This window comes from Halapricum hydrolyticum, from assembly GCF_025517535.1.
GTDB lineage: Archaea > Halobacteriota > Halobacteria > Halobacteriales > Haloarculaceae > Halapricum > Halapricum hydrolyticum.
The window spans coordinates 12060-38856 of record NZ_JAOPKC010000007.1 but is presented as its reverse complement, the minus strand read 5'-3'; the positions used below and the strand labels follow the sequence as shown (position 1 = coordinate 38856).

Below are 26797 nucleotides of genomic sequence, written 5' to 3'. Positions count from 1 at the left end.
CTCGATAGTGTTGGTTAACCTCTCTCAATCTCGGTGAAGGCGGCCAAATCCGTTTCCCGAGTTTCCGCGATCTCGCGTTGAATCTCCGTCCGATCCCAGCCAAGCGGTGCCAGCACACTCTCGACAGCTCTGACGAGTTGCGCCTCGTAGTACGACGCATCGTACGACTCTATCTCTTCGTGGGCTAACGCGACTCGCTCTCGCGAGCTCTTCTCCTCGTCGAGGACTACGTACTCGATGTCCTGTCCCGGGTGGACGGCGAGGTCCTGCTCTCGAGCCCGCTTCAGCGCCGCCACGTTCTGTGTGTTCTGCGTATATCCCTCCAGCGGCTTGGAGACACGATTCCGTTCGACGAGCTGCTCGACCGGCACCGTTCCAGCGTGGAGGCGCTTGATAGCATCCTGGAGACAGTCGAGTACGGCGTCCGGAGATCGAGTCGCGTCGAGCCGGCCGAGACAGTCCCGCTGGACGGCCTCGATGAACGGCGGGGTCGAGCGCTGCCGGACTTCGATGCCTCTGATCTTGAAATCGTCGTTGCCCGCAACCTTCCCGAAATACTTCGTTAGCGCGCCGGCGTCGCTCTCGCGCTGCGGCACGAACGCCACCCAGTCGTAGTGAGCTTCGTGTTCGAGCCGAATCTCGACGCATTCCGTAATCTCCGTCGCGAGCGTCTCGAGGTCCTCGCGGTCATCGTCGTCGACGTCGGGATGCGGGGTCACCCAGATCGAGTCGACGATACCGTGGACGACGCGCCAGCCGCCGGCTTCCAGTCGTTGTTTCGCCGTCAGGAGAATCTCGCGAGCGAACGCGTTGATTGCCTCGTGGCACTCGATGCGACCGAACTTCGCGTTGCTGAACCCTTGATAGCCGAAGCAGGCGACGAGGATCCACTTCAGCGCTCCCGACCGTCCCTCGAGTTCTGCCAGCCGGTCCTCGTCGGGGTCGTCTCGTTCCTTCTTGCGACGGATGGCCGCCTTGATCTCGTCGCGAGCGTCGATGATCGGCTGTAGCACGTCGACGAGGTAACCCCGCTCGTCGCAGATCGAGTACCCGAGGCCGGGGACGTCCTCGCGGTCGCTGTGGCAGTCACACCGGATGACGTCCGGCGAGACGTTCCGGGTACAGATGATGTTCGGGTACAACGAGGAGAAGTCGAGTTCGTGGACGTTCTCGTGGAGGCCGACCTCGGGCGCGAAGATGAACCCGCCGCGGTCGGCGTCGTGGAGCGTCCCCATCGGCTTGTAGAACTCGTGGCGCCAGGAGTTCCACGGAACGAGGACACCGCGGTCGTGGGCCTCGCAGATCTGGATCGCCGTGAGCACGTTCCCGATCGACGCCCACGCGAGCTCCTGGACGGGCTTGTTCGAGCGCGACACGAGGTCGAGGACGCCGTCGAAGTTCGTCTCCCCGTAGAAGAACGTGTTCGACTCGTCGATAATCACCCGGCCGGGCACGTTGTACCGCGCCGGCGAGTGACCGACGCGACCGTAGCTCGAGTACGTCGACCGGCTCGCGAGCTGCTGGTAGTCGACGTCCGGCCACCGACTCAGCGAGAAATCGTCGATGCCGGCGTCCGTCGCCATCTCGTACAGAGTAGGGACGATCTCGCTCGTCGAGCAGATCAGGACGTCCGGATCGTGTGATTCGAGCGCCCCCTGGACGGCGGTCAGGAGATCCGTCGGCGAGCCGGTGACGGCGTCACCGGCGACGGACAGCTGCCCATAGACGTCGTTGCTCGTTTCGGTCACCGGAACGCTGAGCCGGAGCGTCGACAGTTCGCTCGCCGGCGTCGGATCGGCGCCGGTCTCCAGACAGTACCGGAACTCTCGCGAGAAGTCGACGTTGAAACAGGCGAGATCCCCGACTGGATATTCCGACAGCTGGCGCGCTTGCCGAGCGAGTGGAGTGACGCGGTCGATATGGGCGACGTCGACGGCGAGGACTGGTTCCCCGTCTCGTCGAAAGCCGGGACGTCGCGTAACCATCTCGGTCGCGACGACGTCCGGGTGCTGGTCGTACACTGACTGGAGGGTCGTGAGATCGAGGTCGGTCGCTGGGTCGCGAGCGGCGACGTAGAAGCGCGGAGTGTAGTCATTGCGCTCGGTCGCGACGGCGCCGTCGGCAGTTGCCTCCCACTCCAAGACGCGGCCGTCGTCCAGAAAGTCGATACTGAACGGCATCGTCACGGGTTCGCGTCCGGTGGAGCGGCCTCCTGGTCATCGCTCGTTGTGACTGCGGCTTCGAGCTCCTCGAGACGTTCCTCGTGGTCGTCGAGGCGGGCCTCCTGTTCGAGATCGATGCTGAGTAGCGCCGGCAGCAGCGGATTCTGGTGGTTCAACAGCCCGCTCGCGTCGGCGTGCTCGCGGGCGTACTCGAACAGCCGGTCGAAGCGCGGCTGGTCGCGACGCCGCAGTGCCCGGCGGAACTCGGCCCAGCGCTCTTCGATGACTCGCAGCGCATCTCGGTACGTCGGGTTCGTACGCCCCATCGCTATCGGCCTCCTGTACTGCTCGCCGTCCACGCATCGAGCAAGGGATCCGTGGTGGCCGCCACCGCCTCACCGTCAGCGGTGACGCCCGTTCCGACGCCCTCCGGGGTCGGCGTCGACGGCCCCGGTGTCGTCGGCTCCTCGCCGACCTGCGTGGCGCGTGCCGCGAGCAGCTGCCGCCAATACGCGAACGTCGTCTGGTAATACGCGCCGTCGTCGACGGGATAGACGAGCGTCTCGAAGTCCTCGCCGACGACCCGTGGGCCCATCCGAGTTTGCTCGCACTCGAGGTGATGGTCGGCGACCGTCGCGACTGGCTCGGTGAATTCGTTTCGTTCGTTTCGCGTAACGAGCACCGGGATGTCGTACCCATCGGCGTAGGTCGCCAACCGGGCGAGAGTTCGGGCCTGGAGGGTTTTCGCGTGGGTCTCGCCAAGGGTATCGTCGGCGCGGTACTGGGCGTCGACGGCCGGCGCGACGATGAGGGCGGGCGTGTGGGGCGACGTGTCTTCGTCACGACCTGGCGCCACTCGACTGGACGCCCCGGCATCGACGGTGGACCTCTGGATCGACTTGTTCACCGCTGCCGGGAGATCACAGACCGCGCCGTAGTGCTGGTAGGCGGTAAATCCGCGTGCCACGTGGATTCGGTTGAGTAACCGTTGACTGGGGGCTATCTGCGTCAGCGTGGCCGTCGTCGCATGGCCGTTTGCGTCAATCCAGAAAGCGGGCCCGTCGTGCAAGAGGAGATGATCGAGTACCAATGACTGAAGGATCGGAACACCCCGATCACCGTCGACATCGAGGAGTGTGATACCGTCCTCAAGGGAGGGTAGCAGCATTCCGTCCGTCGCGGGATCGGCTTGATTAGCCAGATTCTGGTTGCGGTCAGCGCTCCGTGTTGGCTGGTCTACCGCCAATCGGTTCGACGTCGATGTGGAGCGGTCGGGCATACTCCAGTAGATGGCCACGTACCAGATAAGCCGCGGCGTGTCGCTTCCGCATTTCCAAGAAATGACTGAGTAATGCGGTACATCGGACTCAGGCGCTGGCTTTTGGCGATCGTCCGAAGGTTTCCGAGAAGGCTTCCAGAATGACCTTGGTTCGGATGATTCGTAGCGAGTGGGCCCATCCTTCCAGGCTGGGTCTGAGCGACAACACGGCCCCACAATCCAGGTGCTACGGCTTGTCTGGATGTTCCACCGCCTCTAGACCGGCTTCGATAATCTCTTGATAGGCTTCTTCGAGGTCCTTGTCCTCTTGTTCGGCGTAGTCTTTCACCCGCCCATTCAGTGTGTGCGAGATGTCGATGTTCGGTCGCATCGTTTGTGTCCAAAAGACATTTAGACATTCAAGAACAAATGTCTGTTGTCGTGAGGCGAACCAATACGTTCGCGGTGCGACCGCTCTCCGAGCAGGATGAGCAGCTGCTCCGCGAGCTGTTGGACGCCTCCGCCAGCCTCTGGAACGAACTGAACTACGAGCGCCGCCAGAACTTCTTCGACGGCGACTCCGTATGGGATACTGCCGACTACCGCAAACAGTACGTCGGTGTCCTCGGCTCCGCTACTGCCCAACAAGTCATCCGTAAGAACAGCGAGGCGTGGCGGTCGTTCTTCGCCGCCTGCGAAGATGGCGAGGACACAGCCCCTCCCGGTTACTGGGGCAACGAGGAGGCCGGTAGAGAGTTGCGGACGTACATCCGTAATGACTCCTACACCATCGAAACTGGTGAACGGAGTCGCCTCGAAATCCCGGTCGGCCAAGACCTGAAAGAGGAGTACGGACTTGGCTACTACGACCGCCTACGGCTCGAAGTCTGTGGCGCTCCCAAGTGGGACGGCGAACAGGGCCGATTGGAACTGTACTTCGACGAGATCGACGACACGTTCAGAGCCATTCAGCCTGTCACTGTCCCGGATTCTCGACAGGATTCACCACTAGCCGACGAATCGGCTGCTCTGGATGTAGGCGCGAACAACCTCGTCGCTTGTACCACCACCACCGGCCAGCAGTATCTCTACGAGGGACGCGACCTGTTCGCCCGCTTTCGTGAAACCACCGAAGAAATCGCGAGGCTCCAATCGAAACTCCGAGAGGGCCGAAACAGCAGTCATCGGATTCGATCCCTGTACCGCAAGCGAACGCGCCGCCGCGACCACGCCCAAGACGCTCTCGTGCGGAATTTGATCGAGCGACTATACGACGAAGGTGTCGATACGGTGTACGTCGGCGACCTTACGGACGTGTTGGTGGACTACTGGAGCGCGGAAGTGAACGAGAAAACCCACCAGGTCTGGGCGTATCGCTCGTTCATCGATCGTCTCGCCACGACCGCCGAGGAGTACGGTATCACGGTCGAAGTCCGCTCAGAAGCATACACGACGGCGGAGTGTCCAGTGTGTGGCGAACGAGAGAAGACGGAGCGGGACGGCGACGTGTTCCGCTGTTCGTGTGGCTATGAGGGCCACGCCGACCTCGGTGCGTCACGGACATTCCTCGAACGACAGGCTGGCGTGAATCTGGACGTCGGGTCGATGGCACGGCCTGTGCGCCTCAAGTGGGACGACCACATCTGGTCGGAGTTATCACGCTCTCCCGAGAGGGCCAGTCCCAACGAGGAGCGCACAAACCGGAGTACCCGCACGGGGAAACTTGCCTCCGTGGGTGCGGCATAGCCAATATCCCCACCGGAGGAATCCCATTCCCCTAAGGATGGGAGGATGTCAATGGGCGCGATCTGGGCAAGTGTACTAGTTGTCCCCAGTCCCGATACGCTTCGCCGTAGTGCTTCCGCGGTTCAGGAAAGCAACGAGATAGATGGCAGCCCGATCTCGGTCGTCGTGTTTTGCGGACGATTGACTATCTCCGCTGGCGCTCAGTTAACCAACACATCGGATTTTCCGGGGCTGTTTGTTGGTTAAGAACATCGGCGCTGACGCGATTCCTGTGCGATTACGTTGAAGATGCTACCCTCCGAACTCCTCGGTATGTGTGGCCGGAACTCGCTCTTCATCGACCAAGCAGACCTCGAGGCTCGCTTCGACGCCGAGGTCGTCGCGGACGGCGGGTACACACCCCGATACAACATCGCACCTGGTGAGGACCTCCACATCATCACGAACGAGGCCTCTGACGAGATCGACGCCTACCACTGGGGGCTGATTCCGTTCTGGGCGGACGAGCCCGAGGAGGGCATCATCAACGCTCGCTCCGAGACTGCCGACGAGAAGAGCGCGTTCAAGCGGGCGTGGGAATCACGTCCCTGCCTCGTCCCCTCGTCAGGGTTCTACGAATGGAAATCGCCGAACGGCGGGTCGAAGCAGCCCTACCGGATTTACCGGGAGGACGACCCCGTATTCGCGATGGCCGGGCTCTGGGACGTCTGGGAAGGCGACGACGAGAGGATCTCGTGCGTCACGATTCTCACGACGGAGCCAAACGACCTGATGAACTCAATCCACGACCGGATGCCGGTCGTCCTCCCGCAGGACGCGGAATCTGACTGGCTCACCGCAGACCCGGACACCCGCAAGGAACTGTGCCAGCCGTATCCGAAGGACGATTTGGACGCCTACGAGATCTCGACGCGGGTCAACAACCCTGGCAACGACGATCCTCAGGTCATCGAGCCGCTGGACCACGAGCAATCGGGCCTCGGCGAGTTCAGTTCCTGATAGCTGACGGGGTCACGGTCACTGCATCGGCGACGCAGCTGCCGAATCGACGAGCGAGTACTCTCGGTCTCGGCTCGTCCCTTCCGCCTCAAGGAGGTTGTACTGCTCCATTTTCGAGAGGTACGTGCGGATTGTCCGCTTCGTCCGCGGATCATCGACGTCCTCGGAATAGCGCTCGTGAATCTCGCTCGGCCCGACCGGGCCGTGCTCGCGAACGATGTCGTAGACGACGCGCTGGTGCGGCGTGAGCGAGTCGAGGCTCTTCTGCTTGATCTGGGCCCGAGCATCCTCGGCGGCGTCCAGGAGAATGTCGTCGGTGATGCGCTCGTGGTTCTCGCGATCGGCCTTGCCGGCGGCCGTTCGAAGGATGCCGATTGCGAGGCGGGCGTCGCCGGCGGCTGCGTCGGCGATCCGGTAGAGCTGGTCGTCGGTGATGACGTCCTCGTCGAGCCCCCACTTCGCCCGCGCACTCAGAATGTCGTACAGCTGCTCGTCGTGGTACTTGTCCATCCGGACGTGCTCGCTGGAGCGCAGTCGGCTCACGAGGCGGTCGTCGACGCGGCTGAACAGCTCCTCTTCCTTGTTCGCGATGCAGATGATTGCGAACTGCGGGAGGCTGTGGAGGTCGTAAATGACGCTGGGGTCTTCGAGCTGGTCGACCTCGTCGAGGATGACGACGGTTCGCGGGCCGTCATGCTGCTGGAGGCGATCGACGAGTTCGTCGTGGGGCGTCGACTGCCGGTGGATATCGATGGTCGCGCCGAGGTCGTCGAGGATCTGGTAGAGCGTCCGAAATCGGGTGTAGTTACGCCAGCAGTTGACGTAGATGGCCTCGACGTCGAGGACCTCTTCTCGAAGTCGTTCCGTGACGAACTTCGAGATGCACGTCTTCCCCGTTCCGCTGGGTCCGGTGACGATAGCGGTGTCGGCGGGTTCTCCGTTCGTGATGGGCTCGAGAACGCTGGAAAGGTGGTTGACTTCGGCGTCGCGATGCTCAACTTCCCGAGGGACGAACCCGGCGCGGAGAACGCGAGCATCGCGGATCATCGTTGCTTGATAGACTGGTTTTCTGGCTAGTACTAAAAACGTGACCGGGTTGCTTCCGGAAACACCCCATTTAGCTCCCTCGAACCTAACTAAATCCTCGCGCAGTAACGCGATTCCTGTTCGTGGAAACTCAAGGTTTCCGGGATTTCCGGAATCAGGTCACGGGCGGGAACTCGTCACACCGGGATTTTGCCAGTCGTCGGCTTCGTGTTCACTCCAGGGGATGAGGTATACTCCGTTGTCTGCGCGACTTTGACAGTCCAGCTCATCCATCAAGTTGTTCCACCGTTCTTCGATCGTATTGCCGGACTGCTCGAGGAGTGACTTATCGAGTTCGTCGATCAGCTGCTCTTGGAGTTTCTGGTGTCGTTCGCTTCCGTACTCGCCAAAGACACCCTCATATCCTTCCCCTCGGAGTAGCCGAACGAGTGTCGTGATACGGAGGGCCCGGTCCTCGCTTATGTCAAACTCCTCTTCTAGTCGCATACACATCCTGCCAGCCCAATCAGATGCGCCCATACTCCCCCCTCTTGTCGTCAGTATAATAGATGTTCGTGGGCCCAGACTAGAAGCAGTCAGGACATTCCCATACGTACCCTCGACTCTTTCGCCGGTCGCTTTTTGGCATTTGAAGAGACTCACAGAGGCCGCAGGTCTTGAATTCGGCCTCGGGAATTAGTTCTATGAGCTCCTCCTTCCAGATCCGAATTTCAGCCGTCTTGATGTTGTTTCGTTCGTTCTCTACCGTGGAACTGTTCCTGTTGAATTCCCACTCTCGATTTTCGTTACGGCGCCATTCTGCCAATATTCGGAGAAGTTCGTCTTGTTCGTCCACGCCATCAAGATCCTCCTGGCAATCCTCCACGACATCCCTCCGAATTTTCGGTTCCACCTTGTCCCAGACCGCCGGTGTGCTTCCATCTCCTTCGTGCCGCTCTTCCTGTCGTTTTTGCTCCTCTTCCAGCTCCTCGATTCTGGCATCAAGAGACTCCCGTATCGGGGCGAGATCGGGAATACTCATACGAAGATACCACGACTGGAACGTCATAATATTCTGGTGCTGTACCGCTTCTGGCTGGTTTAAACAGGTGTTGCGGATCGCCGGATTCTATCGTGTTCAGCTATTCTCTGGGAATCAGGTGTCGTTTGACTTCTCTGGAGCAATGATTGCAGAGTGCCGCTGGCATCGGGAGCGTATCTAGGGAGAATTGCCGGGTGTCGCCTGAACGGGCTTCATGACCACAGACGGTCGTCCCCGTTTCATTCCGTACGAGGTGGTACTTCGCCTTTCCCGATTGGCGGAGCGAGAATGCAGATTCGTCTTCTGTGGGATAATCGTCGTCTACAATATCTTCGACCGTTGCCGAGGAGATCCAGTATCTGCTGAGATCCGTCCACCAGGTGTTTGAGCATCGAATTTGCTGGCGGAAGAGCTGCCGGTAATCAACCGTGAACCGTTGCGAATCCTGCTGGATGAGGTCATCGGTGTGGAACTCGAGTGTCCGTGGGGATCGCTCCCCCCTGTTTGATTCAGGTTTCAACTCGATGGTCCACTCCGTTTTGACGTACGCTCCTCCGGTGTATTCGACAGTGTCTGCGCTGACAGACTTTGTACGGTCACGAAGCCAACGAACGGTCGGTGGACGGACCTTCTCAGTGAGTTGCTCTGAGAAGATGTCGTGTAGCAGTTCATCTGTGGTGAGTGCGTCTTCGAGGGCGGTTCCGAGTTCTTGAGGGGCCGTCTGGTTCGTATAGTTCTCTGCCTGTGCGATGAGTGTCTCTCGGGCTTCGGCAATCCCATCGACGGTCAACCAGAATCCGTACGGTTCGTGACCATCGGTGAGCACTTCGCCATCGGTGAGCCGAACCAGCATCGGCCGGATATGGTCAGGTGCCGGAAACAGATGTAACTGGTATTGGTCGGTGACCGGGACTACTGGATAGGGGAACTCTTCTCTAGAGGGTACTCCCCTCTCTTTACGGGGTATGGAGAAGTCTTCCAGTTCTGCTAGCGGAACGTGCCTCGGCATACACTCCGGGATACGTTCCCAGTACGTCCCATACCGGTGGTCGCGAGGACCGCGATTAATTTGCATTGTGAGTAGACCGATTACCCCCAGTCACTTAGTATTCAGGGGGTAGTGGGGGGAGGGGCTATAGAAGAACCCACATACTACAAATCGGGGACTTAGACTAAGTAAAGGTTATAACATTCCCGCTAGGTGATGTGACTATCCAGATGACTCAGAAGACAATTGGACAGAACACCGGCCAATCGGGTCGGGTGAATCTGTCGGGACCCGAACTCGACCAATTCGATGCGGAGGTTGGGGACGCTATCAAGGTCGATGTCGCGGAGTCGAAGGGGATCGCCAAGGCGATTATCGAGAACAGCACGGAGTGTGAATTCGTAATCGTATCCAAACCAGAAGCTGATTCCTCACCCACGGAGGAAATCGATGAGTAGTGAGTACCCCTCTCTCTTCGAAAGCTGTCAGCCACGAGACGACGTCTTAGACGGCTCGCTCCAGGAGGAACAGTTCGCTGCGAAACTCTCGACTGTCGTCCACAACCCTGAGAAGGCAGCACCAGTCTATCGAGACCCCGACTCGTTCTACGATATGACCTATCCCACGGAGGGCCTCCGCACGCTGCTCTCCAATCTCACGGGGCGTTTCTTGGCGACCACAAAGTACGACCCCGGCTCGTATACTTCGAGCATTCTCTGTCTCGACACACGGTTCGGTGGTGGGAAAACGCACGACCTCATCGCCTCTTACCATCTTGCTGAGAACCCCGTAGATATTGACGACCTCTCGCACTACCTGCTGGACGGCGACGAGGAGCTTGCGGCCGACTATCAAGATGCGGTGGCAGAGGGCCTCGATATTGCGACGGGGGTCTTCATCGGAACGAAGGCTGATAGCAAGGATGCCCGCCATGCCGACGACGATCCGGATGCTCCGAATACCCGGACGATGTGGGGTGAACTCGCGTACCAGCTCTATGGGCTCGATGGCTACGAGTACCTCAAGGACTACGACCAAGACCGGGACGCCCCCGGTGAGGGGACCCTCTCGAAACTCTTCGCTCAGCACGACCAGCCGGCCCTCATTCTGATCGACGAAATCGCCGACTACATGAACAAAGCCGCGGGCACGCCTGTCGGCGACAAGACGCTCGCCGATCAGACGCTTTCGTTCGTGATGGCGCTCCTCGAAGCGGCTGCCGAATCGGAGCACGTCACGGTCGTCTACTCTATCGCGGATACGGCCTTTGGTGAGCAGGCTGACCGGGTTCGTGATGGCGTCCGTGATCACATTGAGGAGGTCAATGAGATTGGCCGGCGGCAGCACAAGACGGTCACACCGACCGACGAAAACGAGATCGGACAAGTCCTTCAACACCGTCTCTTCTCGGAAGTTCCAGAAAACGCCGCGCGCGAAGCCGCCGACTCATACTTCCAATTCTATGATCAGGAAGACCGGCAGTATCCACAGGAAGCCACCGACGCTGGCTACGTGGATGTTCTCGCTCGCGAGTACCCCTTCCATCCCTCCTTAATCGACGCTCTCACGGACAAGATCGATACAATCCCTCGATTCCAGCGCACGCGTGATGCCCTCCGCTTGCTTGCTCGAGCCGTCTACTACCTCTGGAATCACCAGCCCGACAGTTACGACCGCCACTGGATTCGGATCTACGACCTCACAGTCGCTGATGACGATCCTGGCGGTGGGATTCAGACGATCCTTCGTGAGCGCCTATTCGACTTCGTCGATCTCGGTCCCGCAGTGACCGCCGACATCTACGACGACGATGGTACCGCGCACGCCCAGCTTGAGGACCGAAAATGGACCGAAAACGGTCTCCCACCTCTCGGTACCCATCTGACGACGACAGTTCTCTGGCACAGCCTTGCATACGGAGAACAGGCTGCAGGCCTAACTCACGCCGATCTGAACCTCGCTATCGGCCACCCCGATCTGAACTTCGACGACTACGATGCCGCCCTATCCGCACTCCGGGGCGACGATATGGACGTCGCGTGTTACTTCCTCTACGAGGAAGAGCGCCTCCGATTCAAGCAAGAACCAAATCTGATCCGGATCATCGACCAGCGGATCGAGTCTACTCCCGAAGCGAGCGCTCATTCGCGTTTCCAGAACCGTCTCACCTCGAAGGAAATCGGCGATGGTGGCTTCCAGCCGGTGGAGTTCCCTGAATCGCCGGCGGACTTACCGGATACCCCGGATACGCCGAAGCTCGCGGTGATGCATCCGGACACCGCTGCTGTCGAAGACGGCGGCGATACGCCGCCAAATCGTGTGACTCAGCTCTACGAGCAGCAAGCCGCAAAACACGAGGGAGAGACTGAGACGCGAATCTACAAGAACTACGCTCTGTTCCTCGCCCCTGACGCTGATCGAATGGATGCGGCAATCGACGAGGCTCGGCGTCTCGAGGCTATAGAGGCCCTGCTTGATAGCCCCGAACAGAAAGCCGACCTCTCCTCGGAACAAATCGAGGAGCTTCGAGAACGGAGCGACGAGGCACAGCTGATGCTCGGAGAGCTCGTTCGGAACGTCTACCGGCACCTCTACTACCCTGACCGGGACGGGCTTACCCACATCACCATCGGTGCGACCGAATCCAACGGCGGGACGACACTGGTCGACGCTGTCCAGACAACGCTCGAGGATAAGATCGTGAAACGCGACGCCGGCGCTCGTGGGTCCGCTCACGTCCAACAGAAACTCTGGCAGCAGACCCAGGACGCTATGTCCACCGAAGCGCTGGTCAACCAATACGCGAAGAAGCCGGGGCTGGACTACCTCTTCAGCACAAAACCGATTCGAGAGACTGTCTCCTCCCTCGTTAGTGACCACGGGTACGCATACTGGGATGGCGAGTCTGGGACAGCGTACTGGGTCGGGACAGCGGAGCCTGAAACGTGGCCGCATCCGGAACCGTTCGCGAAATCTCCCGATGTCGAGACCTCGATTCGGGACAGCGATGTCCAAATCGGGAGTGCATTCGTCGTTTATCGAGATATCGACGCGCTCGTCGACGACCACCTCGACGAAATCGACCGGCCAGAACAGACGGTTGCTACCTGTGCCGAGTGTGGGGCGGAGGTTGAAAACCCAGAAGGAAGCGAACCCTACTACTGTGAGGAACACCAGTCCGATACGACCTGTAGCTCCTGCGGAAAAGAGGTCGCTAGCGAGCAGCTGCTGGACGCACGCGGACGCTGCGAGGAATGCCAGCCAGACGAATCCTGGGAGGCGAGCAAGAAGATGATGTCCGCTTCGCGGGCGTTCTCAGAGGTTCGTCGCGATGCGGAATCGAAGGCCGGAACTGACCGGACGCCGCTGCTTGAAGAGGTGACCATCCAGGTCGGTGGGGACGAACCTTTCCAAGCGGCCAAGTTCATCAGTCAACGCCCCGGATTCAAAGCCCGCGAAGACTCGGTGACGGTTCGAATGCAGTACGAAACCCGGACTGACGACGGGACGTACAGCGCGGAATTCACGGGGTCACCGAGCCGATTCCGGGACGTGATCGACCAGCCCGGCTCGTTCGGCGATGATCGAGAAACCATCCAGTTCCGCTTCCAGTTTGACGAGCCCGAACCGATTACTGACGAGGGTGACGACCTTCTCGCTGCCCTCGATAATGACCTCGATGCGGGCAACATCGACGTTCGGGTCGAAGGGCGTGGCCCGATTCAGGCGAGCTCGGAGGTGACGGTCTGATGGCGAGTCGCGGTTCGGAATTTGAGACCTCACCCGCCGAGGGGACAGAGGAGGATCGGCTGGTTCGCTACGGGACGAGTATGTTCGGTGGCCGCCCGACGTTCACACTCGTCCGACGAGAGACAGACGGCGGCGGAGAGTGGACGCTGCATGAACTACTCCCTCGCGAACAGGCTGAAGCCCGTCGTGATCGCCTGGAGCGGGATGGTCGTTCGCTGAGTATCACACCAGTCGAGGATCTCGTCTCGGACATTGCTGGGGACGACCTCCTATCCAAGCTCGATGGTTGGACGTGGGATGAGTGGGCCGGCGCAAAGGTCGCACGGCTTGACCCGACCCGCGTCCGTGCGCTCCAGGACGTCGTCCGGGAGGCGATTGAAGGCACGCCAGGAGATTCATCAGAAGTTCTCACTGGCGGGGCTGGGTTCGTGTTCCTACCCGAAACGGCAGGCGTCCGGCTTGCTGTTGCCTTCCGTGGCGTGAAGCCGATCCAACGTATCGACCGGATGCGGTCGCTGGCTCGCGGCGTTGCACGGATGAGCGATGAGGAGTGTTACTACTGGTACGCAAAGTGTCGGTCTCCGTCGAGTCCGAACGGCGAAAAGGCCCTTCGAGTGTTGCTGACGGACCATATTGAGTGATTTAACGATGAGCCAAAATCCCGAAAGCCAGGACAGTGATTCGGAGCTGAAGCGTGTCGCAATTGAGGGGAACCTCCCCCTGAAGGCGGTTGGCATCGAGAATCTGAAAGAGGCTAACCCCTACTTTATGCCGCCTCATCGGTATCTTCACCCATGGTTTGCACGTCGTCCAACTCCAGCTTCTAGACTGGCTATCCTTGCGTCCATACTTCCTCCAGAGGTGGACGCCAACACGCTGCTGGATTGGATGCAGATCAAGCCTCGTGACGAAATCGACGTCGATATTGAGGAATACGTGGCAGAAAAGAAGCGTACTGAAGATGATCGGGATGGAAACTTAGAGGACCACTACGGATATCCTCGCCCGTACACTCGGACACCGACTACAGATGAGAAAGCGGAGATGCACGAGTTGCTTCGGGAGCATTGGGACGGAGAGCTACCTACTGTCTTAGACCCGACTGCCGGTGGGGGCGTTATTCCGTTTGAATCTCTGCGCTATGGCCTACCGACAGCAGCGAACGAACTCAATCCCGTCCCGACTGTGATGCTTAAGGTTCTTCTTGAGTATGCGCCGAGTGTTGGTTCTCTCCAGAGCGAACTCAATCGGTGGGGTGACCGAATTGATGAACTCGCTGAGGAGGAGCTTGAACCTTATTTCCCCAGCGAGGGTGAACGTCAGACCCCCTCACACTATGCTTGTACCTATGCAGTAGACTGCCCGGAGTGTGGTTGCGATATCCCTATGGCAAAGAAATGGTGGCTACAGAAGCGATCCTCCTCGAAAGGAGTTGCAGCACGTCCTTCCGTATCCGAGGACGGGACTGAGATTGAGTACGAGGTCGTTAGGCTACCGGACGATGTCAAGAAATCTGAGTACAATCCGCAGGACGGCCCCCATACTCGTAGTGGTGCTGAGTGCCTGAATTGTGGAATCGTGATGGAATCGGATGCAATACAAGACAGAATTCGCGATTCCGAATTCAGATACGAGATCTATGGGGTGAAATATGAGAAATCATCCGGTGGAACTGCTTGGCGAGCACCCACACAAGCAGACTACAAAGCACAATCTAAAGCCGCAGATCGTATTGACACAGACTTTGAGCTAAGTACACTCCTTGACGTCAAGCGATATATTGGCGATGAAGATAGAGCAGGTCCTTACGGCGTTACAAAGTGGAGAGATGCTTTCACTCCAAGACAACTTGTAACCCAGTATGAATATCTCCAAGCATACAAGCAGTGTCAGGAGGAGATACTCAACCAATATGATGAACAGAAAGCTGAGGCGGTGCTCACAATACTGTCCTTGGTAGCTAGCAAAGTCATCGACAGAAATACACGATTCTCGCCCCTAGACACAAGTAATGGGCTTCTGGGCGATGCATTAGGTGGTAAGCACTTTACTCTCCAATGGGCTTTCGTAGAGAACAATCCTGCTGCAGGCAACCAAGACCACCAGGACCATCTCGACCGTGTTCGAGACTCTTACGAAGAGATAGCCACATATCTGGAAGATGAAGATGCTGATGATGTTCAAATCTCACAGAGGGACGCGGCAGATCTACCGATAGACTCGGATTCTATCCAATCCATTATTATTGACCCCCCATACTACGATAGCATCATCTATTCTGAAATGTCTGATATGAGTTATGTTTGGCTCAAAGAGTATCTCCAAGATATTCATCCAGAAGTATTCACTGACGACCTTACTGACAAAAGCCAAGAGGCGGTTGCCAATGTGGCCGAATACGAGGAGGTCGCTTCGGATTCCAAATCTAAGTCCGAATTAGCTGCCGAGGACTACGAGAACAAGATGGCGGAGATTTTCCAAGAACTCTACCGTGTTCTCGAGCCCGGCGGTGTGATGACTGTCATGTTCACCCATAAGGAGTCTAGTGCCTGGGACACTCTCACAAAGTCGCTGATTCGATCTGGGTTCACTATCACATCAACCCACCCGATCACTAGCGAGATGCCCCAGCGGACCGACACCCGTGGTGGAGGTTCAGCTGACAGTACTCTGCTGCTCACAGGGAGAAAACCGCACGATAGTAAGACGGAATCTGAAGCGGTTCCAACCCTGTGGAGCGATGTCCGTGCTGAGACCCGTGAAGTAGCGAAAGAGGCAGCGAGAGACCTGCTTGATGCTGGCCTCTCTCTGACGAAAACAGACGTCATCATTTCGGCGTTCGGGCCGACACTGCAAGTTTACGCAGATGCCTATCCTGTCGTCGACGACCAAGATAATGAGATTCCTCCACGGCGAGCTCTAGAAGAAGCACGCGAGGCCGTAACGCGAGTCCTCGTCGAGGAATATCTTGAAGGCGAGCGACTAGACGACTTGGATGACATTACAGAGTGGTATATCCTCTCCTGGCTGGTTCACGAATCCGACACCTTCCATTACGATGACGGCCATCAGCTGGGGCTCGGTATTGGTGTCGACATTGACGATATTAAGCGATCTACGAAAATTTGGGGGAAGAAACGTGGGGATATTCAGCTGAAAACTCATGAGGACCGCGTCCAAGACATCACTCTGCCACCCGAAGAGAGATCTAACCGGACGCCCGTCGATCCTGAAGCGCTGTCCTACACGATCGCCCTCGATGCGGTTCACGCCGCTATGCACGTCTACGAGAAACAGGGCGAGGACGTCGCGATCGATTGGCTCAAAGAACGCAACTTCGACACAGACGCGGGCTTCAAGGCAACACTGAAAGCTCTCCTGCAAGTTCTTCCCCAGAGGAGTTCGGAATGGGAAGCCGCTCGTGACCTCGCCTTAGGTCGAACCCACGACGCACTTGGTCTCGAATTCACCCCCACTGATTTCACTGACGTCTCAGAAGACAGGGCCGAACAGACCGAACTCGGTGACCATGCCTAACTCGAAACTCCTCTAGTATGACTAATCTACGTGACCGCGAGTGGCAGTCCATCTACGAGAGCAAACCCGAGCAGGGACGCGCCCATCTCGTCAAGGACTTCTACGAGCCCGCATTGGAACGCAGCCAGCAATACGACCGGATTGCGGGCTACTTCTCCAGTACGGCACTCGCGGCTGCTGCCAACGGCATTCACGCCCTCGTCGAGAACGATGGTGAAATGCGTCTCATCGTCGGCACCGAACTCTACGAGTCAGACCGTCCGGTTCTTGAGACGCTCACCGACCGCCTCGAGGAAAACCTCGAGGACCTCGATGACGAACGCCTGGATGCGAACCTCCGTATTCTTGCGCGTCTCCTCCGCGAGGGCCGGATCCACATCAAGGTCGCCTATCCACGCTCTCCCTCTCACGATTGGGAGATCTTCCATCCGAAAGTTGGACTCTTCCACGATAGCGACGGAAACACGATTTCGTTCGAGGGCAGCGTCAACGAGACGGTCGGCGGCTGGGCTCGCAACTATGAGCGGTTCAAAGTTCATCGGTCGTGGGTTCCTGAACAGGCGGACTACGTCGCCGGCGATGAGGAGACCTTCGAGCGATTGTGGAGTGATGAACACCCCTTCGTCGAAGTGTATGACCTCCCCGAGGCGATCGAAGAGGACATCATCGACTGGAAAGCCCCAGACACCGAGAGCGATCTCCAGGAAGCGATTCAGATCGCGAACGGTACAGCTCCGCCGACGGAGCGCGACAAAGCGAACATCATACAGGATGGACCGCTCTCGCCGGGTGGGCTCGCACTGGCCGAGGAAGCGAGCACGATCACGCCGTGGCCACATCAACGAGTTGTCTCGGACACACTCGTCAATACATATCCACAGAGCTTCTTGCTGTGTGACGAGGTGGGGCTCGGGAAGACGATCGAGGCCGGTCTTACACTCTCCCGGCTTGGACTCACCGGGGAGCTTGAAACCGGGCTGTTGCTGGTTCCGGCGAGTCTGCAGCGGCAGTGGCAGGAAGAGCTCTGGGAGAAGTTCAACATCAACGCCGTCCGATTTGACCGGGACACAGCGGGCGATCACGTATTCCGGGACGTCCGCGGTCGCGACCACTATCCACCATCGGCAACGGACCTCGACCTCACTGGGGAGCGCGAATGGACGGACAGCCCCATCTGGCGGTTCCTCTACGAACAACAGTCGACTGATGCCGATGCATCGTCGCCGCTGGATGGGCCGACGGTCGTCATTATGTCCTGGCACACGGCTCGTCTCGACGATCGGTGGGATCAGGTCGCTCCCTTAGACCGGGTATCCGACCGGTCTCGAGACGTCATCCCGGCAAGCTGTCGCGGACGCGACCACGATACGGAAGACCGGATGGGCGTGTGGGACGCCGTCATCGTCGACGAGGCGCACAACGCCCGGCGTGGCAGTAATTTCTACGCTCTTCTCGAACAGCTTCGCGATTATACGCACGCCTACTACCTCTTGACGGCTACCCCGATGCAATTGCACTCTGGCGAACTCTACGATTTGATGCAGTTGCTGGATCTTCCGGGTGGTTGGGATAACCGGGATACCTTCATGGAGTTCTTCGAAACCCGAGACGGGCTGTCGCGGGCCCTCAACGAGGTTCTCGTCAACCCTAGTTCAGAGTCCGACAAAGCGGAGGCTTCCTGGGACACGCAAGCCACGCTCGATGGACTGGAACACCAAGACCGGCTCCCGACGGACCGACCATTCTCCTCAAAAGTCTTCCAGCACCTTGCAGACGAACTCGAGATCAATGAGGACAGACAGGACCGTGCCATTGCCAAAGAGCGCGTGCTGACTGCGTGCCGGCTCGCACGAGCCTATGGAGACGCCTACGACGGCTATCTCGACCATGTCGACGACGCGATGGCAGATTATGACATCGACCGCTTCGAGGCGAGCGAGGATACGAAACTCAAACGGCTCCTCTATCCCGAAGACGCCGACGAGTGGTTGATGGCGTCCCGCAGCGACCGACAGGACGCACTTGACGAACTTTCCCCGGGCGGTTGGCGAGTCATCCGCGATGTTCTCGCAGAGTCCACGCCCGTCGACGCGCTCATTCACCGGAATACACGGGATACACTCCGGAAGTACGAGGCAGTCGGTCTCCTCGATACGACCGTTCCGAACCGAAATCCCGAACAACGGAAAATCGAACTCACCGAGGAGGCACGGGCGGTCTACGACCAGATCGACGAGTACACACGTGAATTCTACAAGCGAGCCCAACAGACTGACGAAGCCCAAACACGCGCCATCGGGTTCGTGATGACCACGTACCGACAGCGACTCACGTCGAGTGTCTATGCGATCAGTCAGAGCCTGAAACACCGGCTTGAGACGCTTCGGGCTCAACGAACCGTGCTTGCCGGACGGGAACGCGCTCGTGATCGGGACTATGGTGATGCGGAGCAGGTCGTCCTCGAAACGCTACAAAACGCGGACCTCGACGACGGGGACGTTCTGGATGAACTCGACGCTAGTAGCGACGACTTGGACCTCTCTGAACTCATCCCGAGCGTGACTGAAGAGGGGAAACAGCTTATCGAGGAAGAAATCGAGGCCCTGGAAGCGTTCGTCAACGACTTAGACTTGGTTGATACAGACCCGAAGATTCAGCAGCTGTACAACGACCTCGACGAGCTGGACCGTGCTGGCCACAACCGGGTGATTGTCTTCACGCAGTACGCGGACACAATGGACTTCATCCGGGACAGTCTCGCGGACCTTCTTGGTGCAACAATCGCGACGTACTCCGGTCGTGGCGGCGAGCTGTACGACCCCGATTCTGAAACGTGGGAACACGTCGGGAAAGAGCGCGTGAAGCGTGAATTCTCACGTGATGATGGGCAGGTCGATATCCTCGTCTGTACCGACTCCGCGAGTGAGGGGCTAAACCTCCAGGAGTGTGGGGCGCTCATCAACTACGACCTGCCGTGGAACCCGATGCGGGTTGAACAGCGTATCGGTCGGATCGACCGCATCGGCCAACGATTCGACGAGATTCGTATTCTCAACTACAGCTACGAGGATACGGTTGAGACGGACATCTACGATCGCCTTGACGACCGGATTGGCCTCTTCGAAAACGTCGTCGGTGAGATGCAACCCATACTCTCCGGCGTCAGCCAACAGATTCGAGATGCGACCTTGAACGCCGACAGCGCTGACGACCAGTCTGCGGTCGAATCAGCTGACCGCGAGTTCTCTGAAGAACTCGAAGAACGCGATCAGGGCGACCGCGTCGATGTCGGAGAGTCACTCGAGGACGTCGACGACCTCGTCGCTCAGGATGTCGTCGACGAAGCAAAACTCGATGCGTGGCAGTCCTACAGTCACCCGGATCTCGTCGACGTCGGCGAGGAGGAGTACGAGTATCAACCCCCGTTCGAGACACCGAGTCTTCAGTTAGTGTTGGTCGATAACGACGCCCTTGCCGAGGCCGGTGTCGAATTCACTCCGGTTCACGAGATTGATTTCGAGTACGATGATGGAGACTTCGACTTTGCGGACAGTACATATCGTCTCTCGGTAGGTGACGCACCGATTGAGGTCCCAGCCGGGGATGGGGAACAGACGATTGCACAGGCTATTGCGACTGGTGCTGACGAAGTGGCGGTGACGTTCTCGGCTGTATGTGCTGACGAGTTCCCATCCGTTCAGCATCTTGCGCCAGGTCATCCACTTCTCGTGCAGCTCCTCACAGTACTCCAGGATGCGAGTGAGGATCCGTCGCGACTCCAACAGCGAATCGTAACTCGACCCGATCAAGACCAAGAGCCAGTCGTGTGTGCATGGGGGCGGGACGGCGTGTTTACCCGGATTGCAGGCGATGGGACAGTGACTGAAAATGGACCGATGGATTCCCTTCCGACGTGGTGTGATCAATTCCTCGATAACCGAGAGAAGTCAACAAAGCAGCCACAGTAGCTGGGTAGTTTTGTAAGCATGGACTTCCCAGATGAACCAATAGATGCCAAATACTGCTCTTGAAGCAAATCTCCGCGCTATCGGGGACGGTACGAGACTGGAACAGTTAGCTGTTGACTTGCTTGATCGAGAAGGATACGACGTCGTTCAACCGCCGTGAGGGGTCCGGATGGTGGGAGAGATACACTTTTTGAGTGCTCGGGGAAATCTGGCGTGCTCCATTAGCTATCTCTTTGTGGCTCCGATTAGATTCGGACAATATGCCGAAGCCGGATATTGAAGTCCTCGACGACGGCGACGCCTATCCATATTCGTCGCATATCAGCGTAGACGGTACAGAACTCCAGCTGGGCGATCTTCTTCTCGTGTTTGATTCTCCCGATGACAATAGTGTCAGCTTCTTCGAGCGTGTCTTTGGGTTCACTTGGCCGGGAATCATCACTCACGTCGTCGATGGGCCGGTTCCTGCTGAGTTTCACAATTTCGAGGACTTTGCTGCGGATCTCGACAGCGGGAAGATCGCGGTCGCCAGCAAGCGCGAGCAAACGAGCTTCTTTGTCGACGATGACACCGTCCGCACTATCACCCTCTACCGATACCAGTACCAGGGCGGGTGGCAGCCGATTGTGATTGATGAGCGACGAAATCCACTTGAGGACACTCCTCTCGCCCAATCTGTAGCTCTTTGCGATGACGGTGAGCAGGTGATCGAAGAACTACTCCTGACAAACTCTCCAGATGGAGAGCAGGAGTTTGAGCACATCCAGGAGCTCCTTGTGTCTGCTGGCTATCGGTCTGAATTGATCCCAGCTGTTAATGAAGTTCTTGAAAACTGATGAAATCTTTTGGAATCAACAAATGGTCGGGATAGAAACGCTTGCTACCGTAGGCTTAGGCCTAGATGCTGCTGGTGCCCTAATGGTCGTCCTTCCTGAGTTCGAACAATTTCGGGCATACAAAACACCTGAGGATGAAATCCAACAAATCGAACGGGGCCGGGTAACTCTCCTGAGCGAAGGGAAACTGACCTCGGATGATTCTGGATTTGAGGCCGTATGTGAGGCACTCGACGGGCGAGTCGAGGTACATGGCCCAATAAAGGAGATCGTCGTCGTAAGCCTGGAGGATGAGCCCGACGCTGTCGAAGTTCGATATCACACCGATGGGGATTCGATTCACGCTCGCGACGGACGAATCTCTCGAACACTCGTCGATCGATATATCGAACGCCACGTTCACCAGCTTGAACAGCGGGCCCGCGAGTGGTCTCTTCGGGCTGGCAGTTCTCTCCTCTTATTCGGCTTCTTGCTCCAGATTGCTGCGTCTCTCTTGTGACATCTGTTCTCGATAGACATCGGAAGGGTGTGCGGTGGCCGAGTTACCGTTCCAGTGCTTCTCTGAGGTCACTTCCAGGAGAGCCAAAGATGTCGTCGAACTCATCAGGTTGGTCCTCTGCAAATGTTCGGAGTTCCTCTCGTGATGTGATCCCGTATTCGAGCGCGAGGTAATCCTTGGTCGCCGCCCCGATTCGAGGGAGTTCGGCGAGATCGTCCTCGTATTCCAGCTGATGCGCTTTCAACCATTCGTGAGACTGTTCTAGGGCTTCCTCGGGGGTTAACGACTCATCAGGTCCCGCTTCGATTGAACGGCCTTTCCGATACCAGGCGTTCCGCTCTGCTTCTGGTGCGTTGCACGCGATTGTAGTACTCCCGTCCGGCGCCGGACTGATGGTAAGGTTGAATCGCCCGGCTGAAACCCATCGAATCCGGTTTGAGGACGCCTCCACGAGGTCCCATCCAGTGAACGAATCTTTTGGATTCAATTGTTGTAGCGGGCCTGTATCACCGAATGAACTCCCTGTCGAGAAGCCGTCGAGATGGTTCGTCGCGATACTGGAGACGACATCGCGGTCCACACCGGTATCTTTGGAGATATCGATCGGATCCGCTGTCCCCAGGAGGTCGTCGACCGTTGTGTATCCTGCGTCAGCAAACGCCACGAGCCGGTCACGATTCATTAGGTCCTCGTGATGCAGCTGGTCATCAATCCCTGTTTCCTTGAGGTGGTGAAGATACTCCTGGGCGACCGAGTCCTCGAAGCGGACGTTCCCAGCTTCTATTCTGTTCGCTTTGAGCGCTTCAATGAGTGCTGAAAGTGAGTATGAGGATTTGAACAGCGGATTCCACTCTTCCTCGTCATCGTCAAATACCTCTATGTCGGTTTCTGGTTTGAAGTAGATGAGTCGATTGGTGTTGGCAAATTCGAGAAGTGAGACTGATACCATTCTCACTGTTGGCTGACTGACTCTCGGATTAAATAGATATACCTCTCAAGCGAGGGGCACAACAGGGGTATTATTCTATAGGTGGGCTGCTAAACTGCGACAACTAGTATGCCGTTCTTGGCCCTCCACGACGGTACCGAGGTTATTCCGAATCAGGTACAGAAAGGGGATCTCCTCGAGTGCCCGAAGTGCGGCGATCAATTGAAAATTCGCGACTCCCATCGCCGGAAGGGATCGTTCGTCGCGCGGCATTTCTACCACGCTGCTGAAGAGGAGACTGACTGTGGCGGTGAATCTCCACCTCATTTGCGGATGAAGTCAATCGCGTATTCGAAGCTCACGACCGAGTATCCCGACGCCACAATAGGATTAGAACAGCAACTGGGAGAACGGCGTGCCGATATTCTCGTTGAGTTTCCTCAGCCTCGATTTCCTGAAGGCCGGGGCATCGGCGTCGAAGTACAGCACAAACACGAGGACAAGGATGTCGACGCAGTAACCGCTGAGTATCTTGCTGCAGAGTACAGCGTCCTCTGGTTGGGAGAAGAGGACTTCTCCGGATTCAACGTCGATCTCTCTGGCATTCTCCCGACCTGGCCTCACGCGGTCCAACACGACTTCAGCGACGGGTATCACGGCGTCATCCACTGGCTCCGACAATCAAAGCCAGCCAATCCCTCGATGGACGTCGTCCTGCCGCGAGAATATCTAGCTGAACACAGCGAGGGTCTTCGTCGAGCATGGGAGTACGGGAAGTTCGATCAGGGAGGGCAATCGGACTGGAACGATCTCGGATTCTGGTGGTTGAGTGCCTCGTATGACCCGTACCAGAAGTGGTTCAAACTCACCGAGACGCCTGACGGGCGGACGATGCTTCAGCTCGGGAAGCAGGTCCGCGGTACTGAACACGTGCTCGCTCCAGTTCAGACTGGACATTCTCGGAATCGGGGGAAGGTTCACAGCTTGGCTTACGAGGTTGATTCAGCAGATACCTCCGCTGGCGAATGGGCAGATATCGAAAAGGCGTGGCTGGAAACCGGCTTACAGAGCACTTCAGTTATCTTCAAGCTCGTTGCAACCCCGAGCGGGGAGCTCGCCCTTTCGCTGGGAAAGTACAAGGAACACAGCGACGACGGCGAATTCATTACCGTCTCTACCGAGTTCCAGCGTAATCTCAAAGAGAACCTCCACGAACTGGCTAACTTGTTGGGATGACCTGACGCGGCCCGGAAACCCGCCCACAACGGTAAATGGACGGACTACAAACAGCAGTCAATAATGTCGGACGAGGCTGACGATTTGTATGATAAGTACATCGACTACGATGGCAGAGATCTCGATACCCGGAATGTCGGTGATGGGAAGGTAGTTCGGCCGATTACGGCCGAGAATTTCGAGATGGAGAAACGGACTCTGGGGGAGGTCCTCACCGATCAGAAGTTCAACGTACCAGAGTACCAGCGACTGTACTCGTGGAAGAATATCCACCACGAACAGTATTGGTCGGACATCGAGCAGTTCGTGAATGCCGACCTGGTCGCTGACCGACGCGAAGTGTCGGACGTGTTCTTCAGCTCGATGTACTTCGCGGTCAACGACGACAAACAGGTGTACGAGGTCATCGACGGCCAACAGCGCCTGACGACGACACACCTGCTGTTGCGCGTCCTTATGGAGCACCTCGAGGACGTCGACCCAGCTTCTATCGAGGACGATACCCTGGCGGAGTTTCGGGACTACGGGATCGGGCGAATCACCGATATCCTCTATGTGGAGGAGATGTTCGGCAAACGTGAGCCTCGTCTCACGCTGAACAAACACGACGCTGAATTTTTCAAAGCCCTCATGATGGGGCCCTCCGCCCAGGTGGACTACCTCAAGAACGAGGCCGACTTCAGCATTCACGGGAACAACAGCGATGCAGTACAAGTCTCGGAATGTCTGGACCGGTTCGGTACCACGGACGATGAACTCGCGGACTTGGATACTGACTCGCTGTCCTCAGGGGCGTTCTTCAAACTGTACCGCTCACACCGGCGGTTGTTGAACGCTTACGAGTTCTACGACGAGAAGATTAGCGGCGTCGTCGCCGACGCCGAGACGCCGGACGAGACTGTGCGAGCGCTCGTGAATATCCTTAACTACGTCTACAACTCCTACCACGTCGGGGAGTACCTGATTCGAGAGGCGGAGTCGGACTTCCGGATGCAGATCTTCGAGATTTTGAACGACCGCGGCGTCGATCTGACGAAGATCGACCGTATCAGGGCGGCGGTCGTGAACGCGTTTTTCGATACCGACGTGAAAGACGAGTACGTCGACAAGTGGGAGGACATCGTGGTGGCGTTCGCAACCGATGGTGACGCCATCGACGACTATCTCTCGATCTATCTGAGTATCGTCGACGATGGCATCGACAGGATTGGTGACGCCAGCGCCGAACTGACCAACGCCTTCGACACGAGGAACATCGACTCGGATGTCGTCCCGCGCCTTCGGAATCTCGATGAAGCGAAGGCCTTCCTCGACTACGCGCACGACCTCGTCGACTACTACCAAGATATCACAACCACGGAGCTCGCCGCCGAGGACCTTGAGTTAGCCAGTCACCGAGAGCAGTGTCGGGAAATCCTTGTTCGCCTCAATAACCAACAGATGGACCAGTGGCGGCCATTCGTCCTGGCGCTCTACTATCACACCAATCCTGAATCGGAACGGGATGCAGCACAGTTCCACCGCGTACTAGAGACCATCGAGAAACTCAACCTGCGACGCCTCCTCATCTCTGAACGTCCGAGTATTTTCCGCGAGGTCTTCATCGAGGCCGTCGAGGAGTTCAATCTCGCACCAACTGCCGACGCCACTCCAGATAGTGTATACGAGGCTTCTCGAGAGTACCTCATCACCGAGATGCGCTCCTCTACGCCGACGCTGTTCGGCGACCGGTTCGTCGATACGGTCGTTCAGACGCAGTCCTGGAGTACCGGAACGGCGCGACTGCTCTTCGGGAAGATCGCCCAGGATCACTTCGACGACAGTAGTCGTGCCGTCGAGCGAGACCTGAACATGGGGAACATCCATCTCGAACACGTCCTCCCGCAGACTCCCGTCAGCGACCCGGAAGACCCGACGTGGCTTCGGGAGTTTTTCAAACTCGACTCGGAGCCGGACATCGAGATCGCGTCAGAGATCGAACGCTATATCGAGCTGGTGCAGCGCTCTGATCTCGACGAAGAGGAGGAGCGACTGAAAGACAATATCTCGGAGTTCATCACGCAGGGGTTCATCGACGATATCGGGAACTTCCTCCTGCTCCGTGACACCGATAATATCGGGGCGAGTAATCGGCCACTCGCCGAGAAGATGACGCAGTACTACTCCGAGATCGACGGTTTCGCCAGTATCTACCCCAATCGGTATTTCACGGCCGAATACGGCAACGTCGATCGCGACTCCCTCGACAATCTCCGTGAGCAGCACGATGGCGGTGACGTTTCGAATGTGGACGCCGATGTAGTGGCGTATTTCAACTCCTTCTGGACCTACGAGACTCTGCAGGATCGACGAATCGAGCTCCTCTTGGATATTCTGTCGACGCTTGGGTTCGATTCGTTTGAGGACGAGTTCGGGATTGAATCCGACCAAGATGAGGTACGCCACGAAATTCGAGAGAAGACGGACCAAGAGTTTGAGAAACGTCTGTCCGTCCGATCGCTTTAACCCCCTCTGAGAAGTCGGTTTTGCGAGTATCTGTCGAAGCCTTCTCAGCTGACTATCCTATCCAGCTTCGCCATCCCCACAGAGGGTGCCGACCTCCTTGGCCGAAACGAAAGGAACGAACGAAACGAATAGAATGAATGGAATGAAGTAAATGAGATTGATGAATTGAATTCTCCAAACGAACGGAACGAATTGAGTGACAGAAATGAACGCAATTAGTTCAACGAGCGAAACGAACAGTTGGTTTTAACATCGTAGTAATCCTCTCACCGAGTGAAACACCCTCACCGAACGCACCGAACTAAACGACCAAAACG

The 26797-nt window shown here is 57.6% G+C and carries 19 protein-coding genes; 10 read left to right on the top strand and 9 right to left on the bottom strand.

Translation table 11 applies throughout. From position 1 onward, the window contains the following. Positions 1-14 precede the first annotated feature (14 nt). From OB916_RS08290 to OB916_RS08275, 4 genes are all read right to left on the bottom strand, one after another. Positions 15-2180, bottom strand: a complete 2166-nt coding sequence (locus OB916_RS08290; protein WP_315908824.1) for a type B DNA-directed DNA polymerase — start codon at positions 2178-2180, stop codon at positions 15-17. Positions 2181-2182: 2 nt separating this feature from the next. Continuing rightward, positions 2183-2488, bottom strand: coding sequence for a hypothetical protein (locus OB916_RS08285; protein ID WP_299279652.1), 306 nt, complete (start codon positions 2486-2488; stop codon positions 2183-2185). 2 nt (positions 2489-2490) lie between these two features. Beyond that, positions 2491-3330 carry a hypothetical protein gene (locus OB916_RS08280; RefSeq protein ID WP_315908823.1) on the bottom strand — a complete coding sequence of 280 codons (840 nt, stop codon included), beginning with the start codon at positions 3328-3330 and terminating at the stop codon, positions 2491-2493. A gap of 337 nt (positions 3331-3667) precedes the next feature. After that, a complete protein-coding gene (locus OB916_RS08275) occupies positions 3668-3811 on the bottom strand; it encodes a hypothetical protein (RefSeq protein WP_004514842.1) in 144 nt (47 codons plus the stop codon). 38 nt (positions 3812-3849) lie between these two features. On the opposite strand from OB916_RS08275, the gene OB916_RS08270 reads away from it, so the two are divergent. Both OB916_RS08270 and OB916_RS08265 read left to right on the top strand, forming a co-directional pair. Beyond that, positions 3850-5166 (top strand): RNA-guided endonuclease InsQ/TnpB family protein, encoded by a 1317-nt coding sequence (locus tag OB916_RS08270; RefSeq protein WP_390884060.1) that lies wholly within the window; start codon positions 3850-3852, stop codon positions 5164-5166. A gap of 312 nt (positions 5167-5478) precedes the next feature. Further along, positions 5479-6165: an SOS response-associated peptidase gene (locus OB916_RS08265; RefSeq protein WP_315908821.1), complete on the top strand. Its 687-nt coding sequence runs from the start codon at positions 5479-5481 to the stop codon at positions 6163-6165. 18 nt (positions 6166-6183) lie between these two features. On the opposite strand, the gene OB916_RS08260 is transcribed toward OB916_RS08265, so the two are convergent. The 4 genes from OB916_RS08260 to OB916_RS08245 all read right to left on the bottom strand — a co-directional run bounded on the left by OB916_RS08260 (position 6184) and on the right by OB916_RS08245 (position 9242). After that, a complete protein-coding gene (locus OB916_RS08260) occupies positions 6184-7212 on the bottom strand; it encodes a Cdc6/Cdc18 family protein (protein WP_310897866.1) in 1029 nt (342 codons plus the stop codon). Positions 7213-7371: 159 nt separating this feature from the next. Next, complete coding sequence (locus OB916_RS08255; RefSeq protein ID WP_103992933.1) at positions 7372-7731, bottom strand: hypothetical protein; 360 nt, start codon at positions 7729-7731, stop codon at positions 7372-7374. A gap of 46 nt (positions 7732-7777) precedes the next feature. Beyond that, complete coding sequence (locus tag OB916_RS08250) at positions 7778-8233, bottom strand: hypothetical protein (protein ID WP_315908820.1); 456 nt, start codon at positions 8231-8233, stop codon at positions 7778-7780. A gap of 100 nt (positions 8234-8333) precedes the next feature. Then, positions 8334-9242 (bottom strand): hypothetical protein, encoded by a 909-nt coding sequence (locus OB916_RS08245; RefSeq protein ID WP_315908819.1) that lies wholly within the window; start codon positions 9240-9242, stop codon positions 8334-8336. Between the two features lie 429 nt (positions 9243-9671). On the opposite strand from OB916_RS08245, the gene OB916_RS08240 reads away from it, so the two are divergent. The 6 genes from OB916_RS08240 to OB916_RS08215 all read left to right on the top strand — a co-directional run bounded on the left by OB916_RS08240 (position 9672) and on the right by OB916_RS08215 (position 21811). Continuing rightward, on the top strand, positions 9672-12971 hold the full coding sequence (locus tag OB916_RS08240) for an ATP-binding protein (protein ID WP_315908818.1): 3300 nt from the start codon (positions 9672-9674) through the stop codon (positions 12969-12971). Next, on the top strand, positions 12971-13612 hold the full coding sequence (locus OB916_RS08235; protein WP_004594464.1) for a DUF7680 family protein: 642 nt from the start codon (positions 12971-12973) through the stop codon (positions 13610-13612). The genes OB916_RS08240 and OB916_RS08235 overlap by 1 nt, the downstream gene beginning before the upstream one ends. Positions 13613-13619: 7 nt before the next feature. Continuing rightward, positions 13620-16508 (top strand): DUF1156 domain-containing protein, encoded by a 2889-nt coding sequence (locus tag OB916_RS08230; protein ID WP_315908817.1) that lies wholly within the window; start codon positions 13620-13622, stop codon positions 16506-16508. A gap of 17 nt (positions 16509-16525) precedes the next feature. Continuing rightward, the gene (locus OB916_RS08225) at positions 16526-20476 is read left to right on the top strand and encodes a helicase-related protein (RefSeq protein WP_315908816.1); all 3951 of its coding nucleotides are present in this window, start codon (positions 16526-16528) and stop codon (positions 20474-20476) included. Between the two features lie 260 nt (positions 20477-20736). Further along, complete coding sequence (locus tag OB916_RS08220; protein ID WP_315908815.1) at positions 20737-21312, top strand: hypothetical protein; 576 nt, start codon at positions 20737-20739, stop codon at positions 21310-21312. Positions 21313-21334: 22 nt separating this feature from the next. Then, positions 21335-21811: a hypothetical protein gene (locus OB916_RS08215; protein ID WP_315908814.1), complete on the top strand. Its 477-nt coding sequence runs from the start codon at positions 21335-21337 to the stop codon at positions 21809-21811. Between the two features lie 43 nt (positions 21812-21854). Here the strand turns inward: OB916_RS08215 and OB916_RS08210 are convergent, their stop codons facing one another. Continuing rightward, positions 21855-22760, bottom strand: a complete 906-nt coding sequence (locus OB916_RS08210; RefSeq protein WP_315908813.1) for a hypothetical protein — start codon at positions 22758-22760, stop codon at positions 21855-21857. Positions 22761-22868: 108 nt separating this feature from the next. On the opposite strand from OB916_RS08210, the gene OB916_RS08205 reads away from it, so the two are divergent. Next, positions 22869-23975, top strand: coding sequence for a hypothetical protein (locus tag OB916_RS08205; RefSeq protein WP_315908812.1), 1107 nt, complete (start codon positions 22869-22871; stop codon positions 23973-23975). A gap of 183 nt (positions 23976-24158) precedes the next feature. Then, positions 24159-26480, top strand: coding sequence for a DUF262 domain-containing protein (locus OB916_RS08200; RefSeq protein ID WP_315908811.1), 2322 nt, complete (start codon positions 24159-24161; stop codon positions 26478-26480). The last annotated feature ends 317 nt before the right edge of the window (positions 26481-26797 follow it).

What these genes read in the sequence shown, in the direction of transcription:
- OB916_RS08290 (WP_315908824.1), bottom strand. Translation starts at nt 2,180, where the DNA reads ATGCCGTTCAGTATCGACTTTCTGGACGACGGCCGCGTCTTGGAGTGG.
- OB916_RS08285 (WP_299279652.1), bottom strand. Translation starts at nt 2,488, where the DNA reads ATGGGGCGTACGAACCCGACGTACCGAGATGCGCTGCGAGTCATCGAA.
- OB916_RS08280 (WP_315908823.1), bottom strand. Translation starts at nt 3,330, where the DNA reads ATGCTGCTACCCTCCCTTGAGGACGGTATCACACTCCTCGATGTCGAC.
- OB916_RS08275 (WP_004514842.1), bottom strand. Translation starts at nt 3,811, where the DNA reads ATGCGACCGAACATCGACATCTCGCACACACTGAATGGGCGGGTGAAA.
- OB916_RS08270 (WP_390884060.1), top strand. Translation starts at nt 3,850, where the DNA reads ATGTCTGTTGTCGTGAGGCGAACCAATACGTTCGCGGTGCGACCGCTC.
- OB916_RS08265 (WP_315908821.1), top strand. Translation starts at nt 5,479, where the DNA reads ATGTGTGGCCGGAACTCGCTCTTCATCGACCAAGCAGACCTCGAGGCT.
- OB916_RS08260 (WP_310897866.1), bottom strand. Translation starts at nt 7,212, where the DNA reads ATGATCCGCGATGCTCGCGTTCTCCGCGCCGGGTTCGTCCCTCGGGAA.
- OB916_RS08255 (WP_103992933.1), bottom strand. Translation starts at nt 7,731, where the DNA reads ATGGGCGCATCTGATTGGGCTGGCAGGATGTGTATGCGACTAGAAGAG.
- OB916_RS08250 (WP_315908820.1), bottom strand. Translation starts at nt 8,233, where the DNA reads ATGAGTATTCCCGATCTCGCCCCGATACGGGAGTCTCTTGATGCCAGA.
- OB916_RS08245 (WP_315908819.1), bottom strand. Translation starts at nt 9,242, where the DNA reads ATGCCGAGGCACGTTCCGCTAGCAGAACTGGAAGACTTCTCCATACCC.
- OB916_RS08240 (WP_315908818.1), top strand. Translation starts at nt 9,672, where the DNA reads ATGAGTAGTGAGTACCCCTCTCTCTTCGAAAGCTGTCAGCCACGAGAC.
- OB916_RS08235 (WP_004594464.1), top strand. Translation starts at nt 12,971, where the DNA reads ATGGCGAGTCGCGGTTCGGAATTTGAGACCTCACCCGCCGAGGGGACA.
- OB916_RS08230 (WP_315908817.1), top strand. Translation starts at nt 13,620, where the DNA reads ATGAGCCAAAATCCCGAAAGCCAGGACAGTGATTCGGAGCTGAAGCGT.
- OB916_RS08225 (WP_315908816.1), top strand. Translation starts at nt 16,526, where the DNA reads ATGACTAATCTACGTGACCGCGAGTGGCAGTCCATCTACGAGAGCAAA.
- OB916_RS08220 (WP_315908815.1), top strand. Translation starts at nt 20,737, where the DNA reads ATGCCGAAGCCGGATATTGAAGTCCTCGACGACGGCGACGCCTATCCA.
- OB916_RS08215 (WP_315908814.1), top strand. Translation starts at nt 21,335, where the DNA reads ATGGTCGGGATAGAAACGCTTGCTACCGTAGGCTTAGGCCTAGATGCT.
- OB916_RS08210 (WP_315908813.1), bottom strand. Translation starts at nt 22,760, where the DNA reads ATGGTATCAGTCTCACTTCTCGAATTTGCCAACACCAATCGACTCATC.
- OB916_RS08205 (WP_315908812.1), top strand. Translation starts at nt 22,869, where the DNA reads ATGCCGTTCTTGGCCCTCCACGACGGTACCGAGGTTATTCCGAATCAG.
- OB916_RS08200 (WP_315908811.1), top strand. Translation starts at nt 24,159, where the DNA reads ATGGAGAAACGGACTCTGGGGGAGGTCCTCACCGATCAGAAGTTCAAC.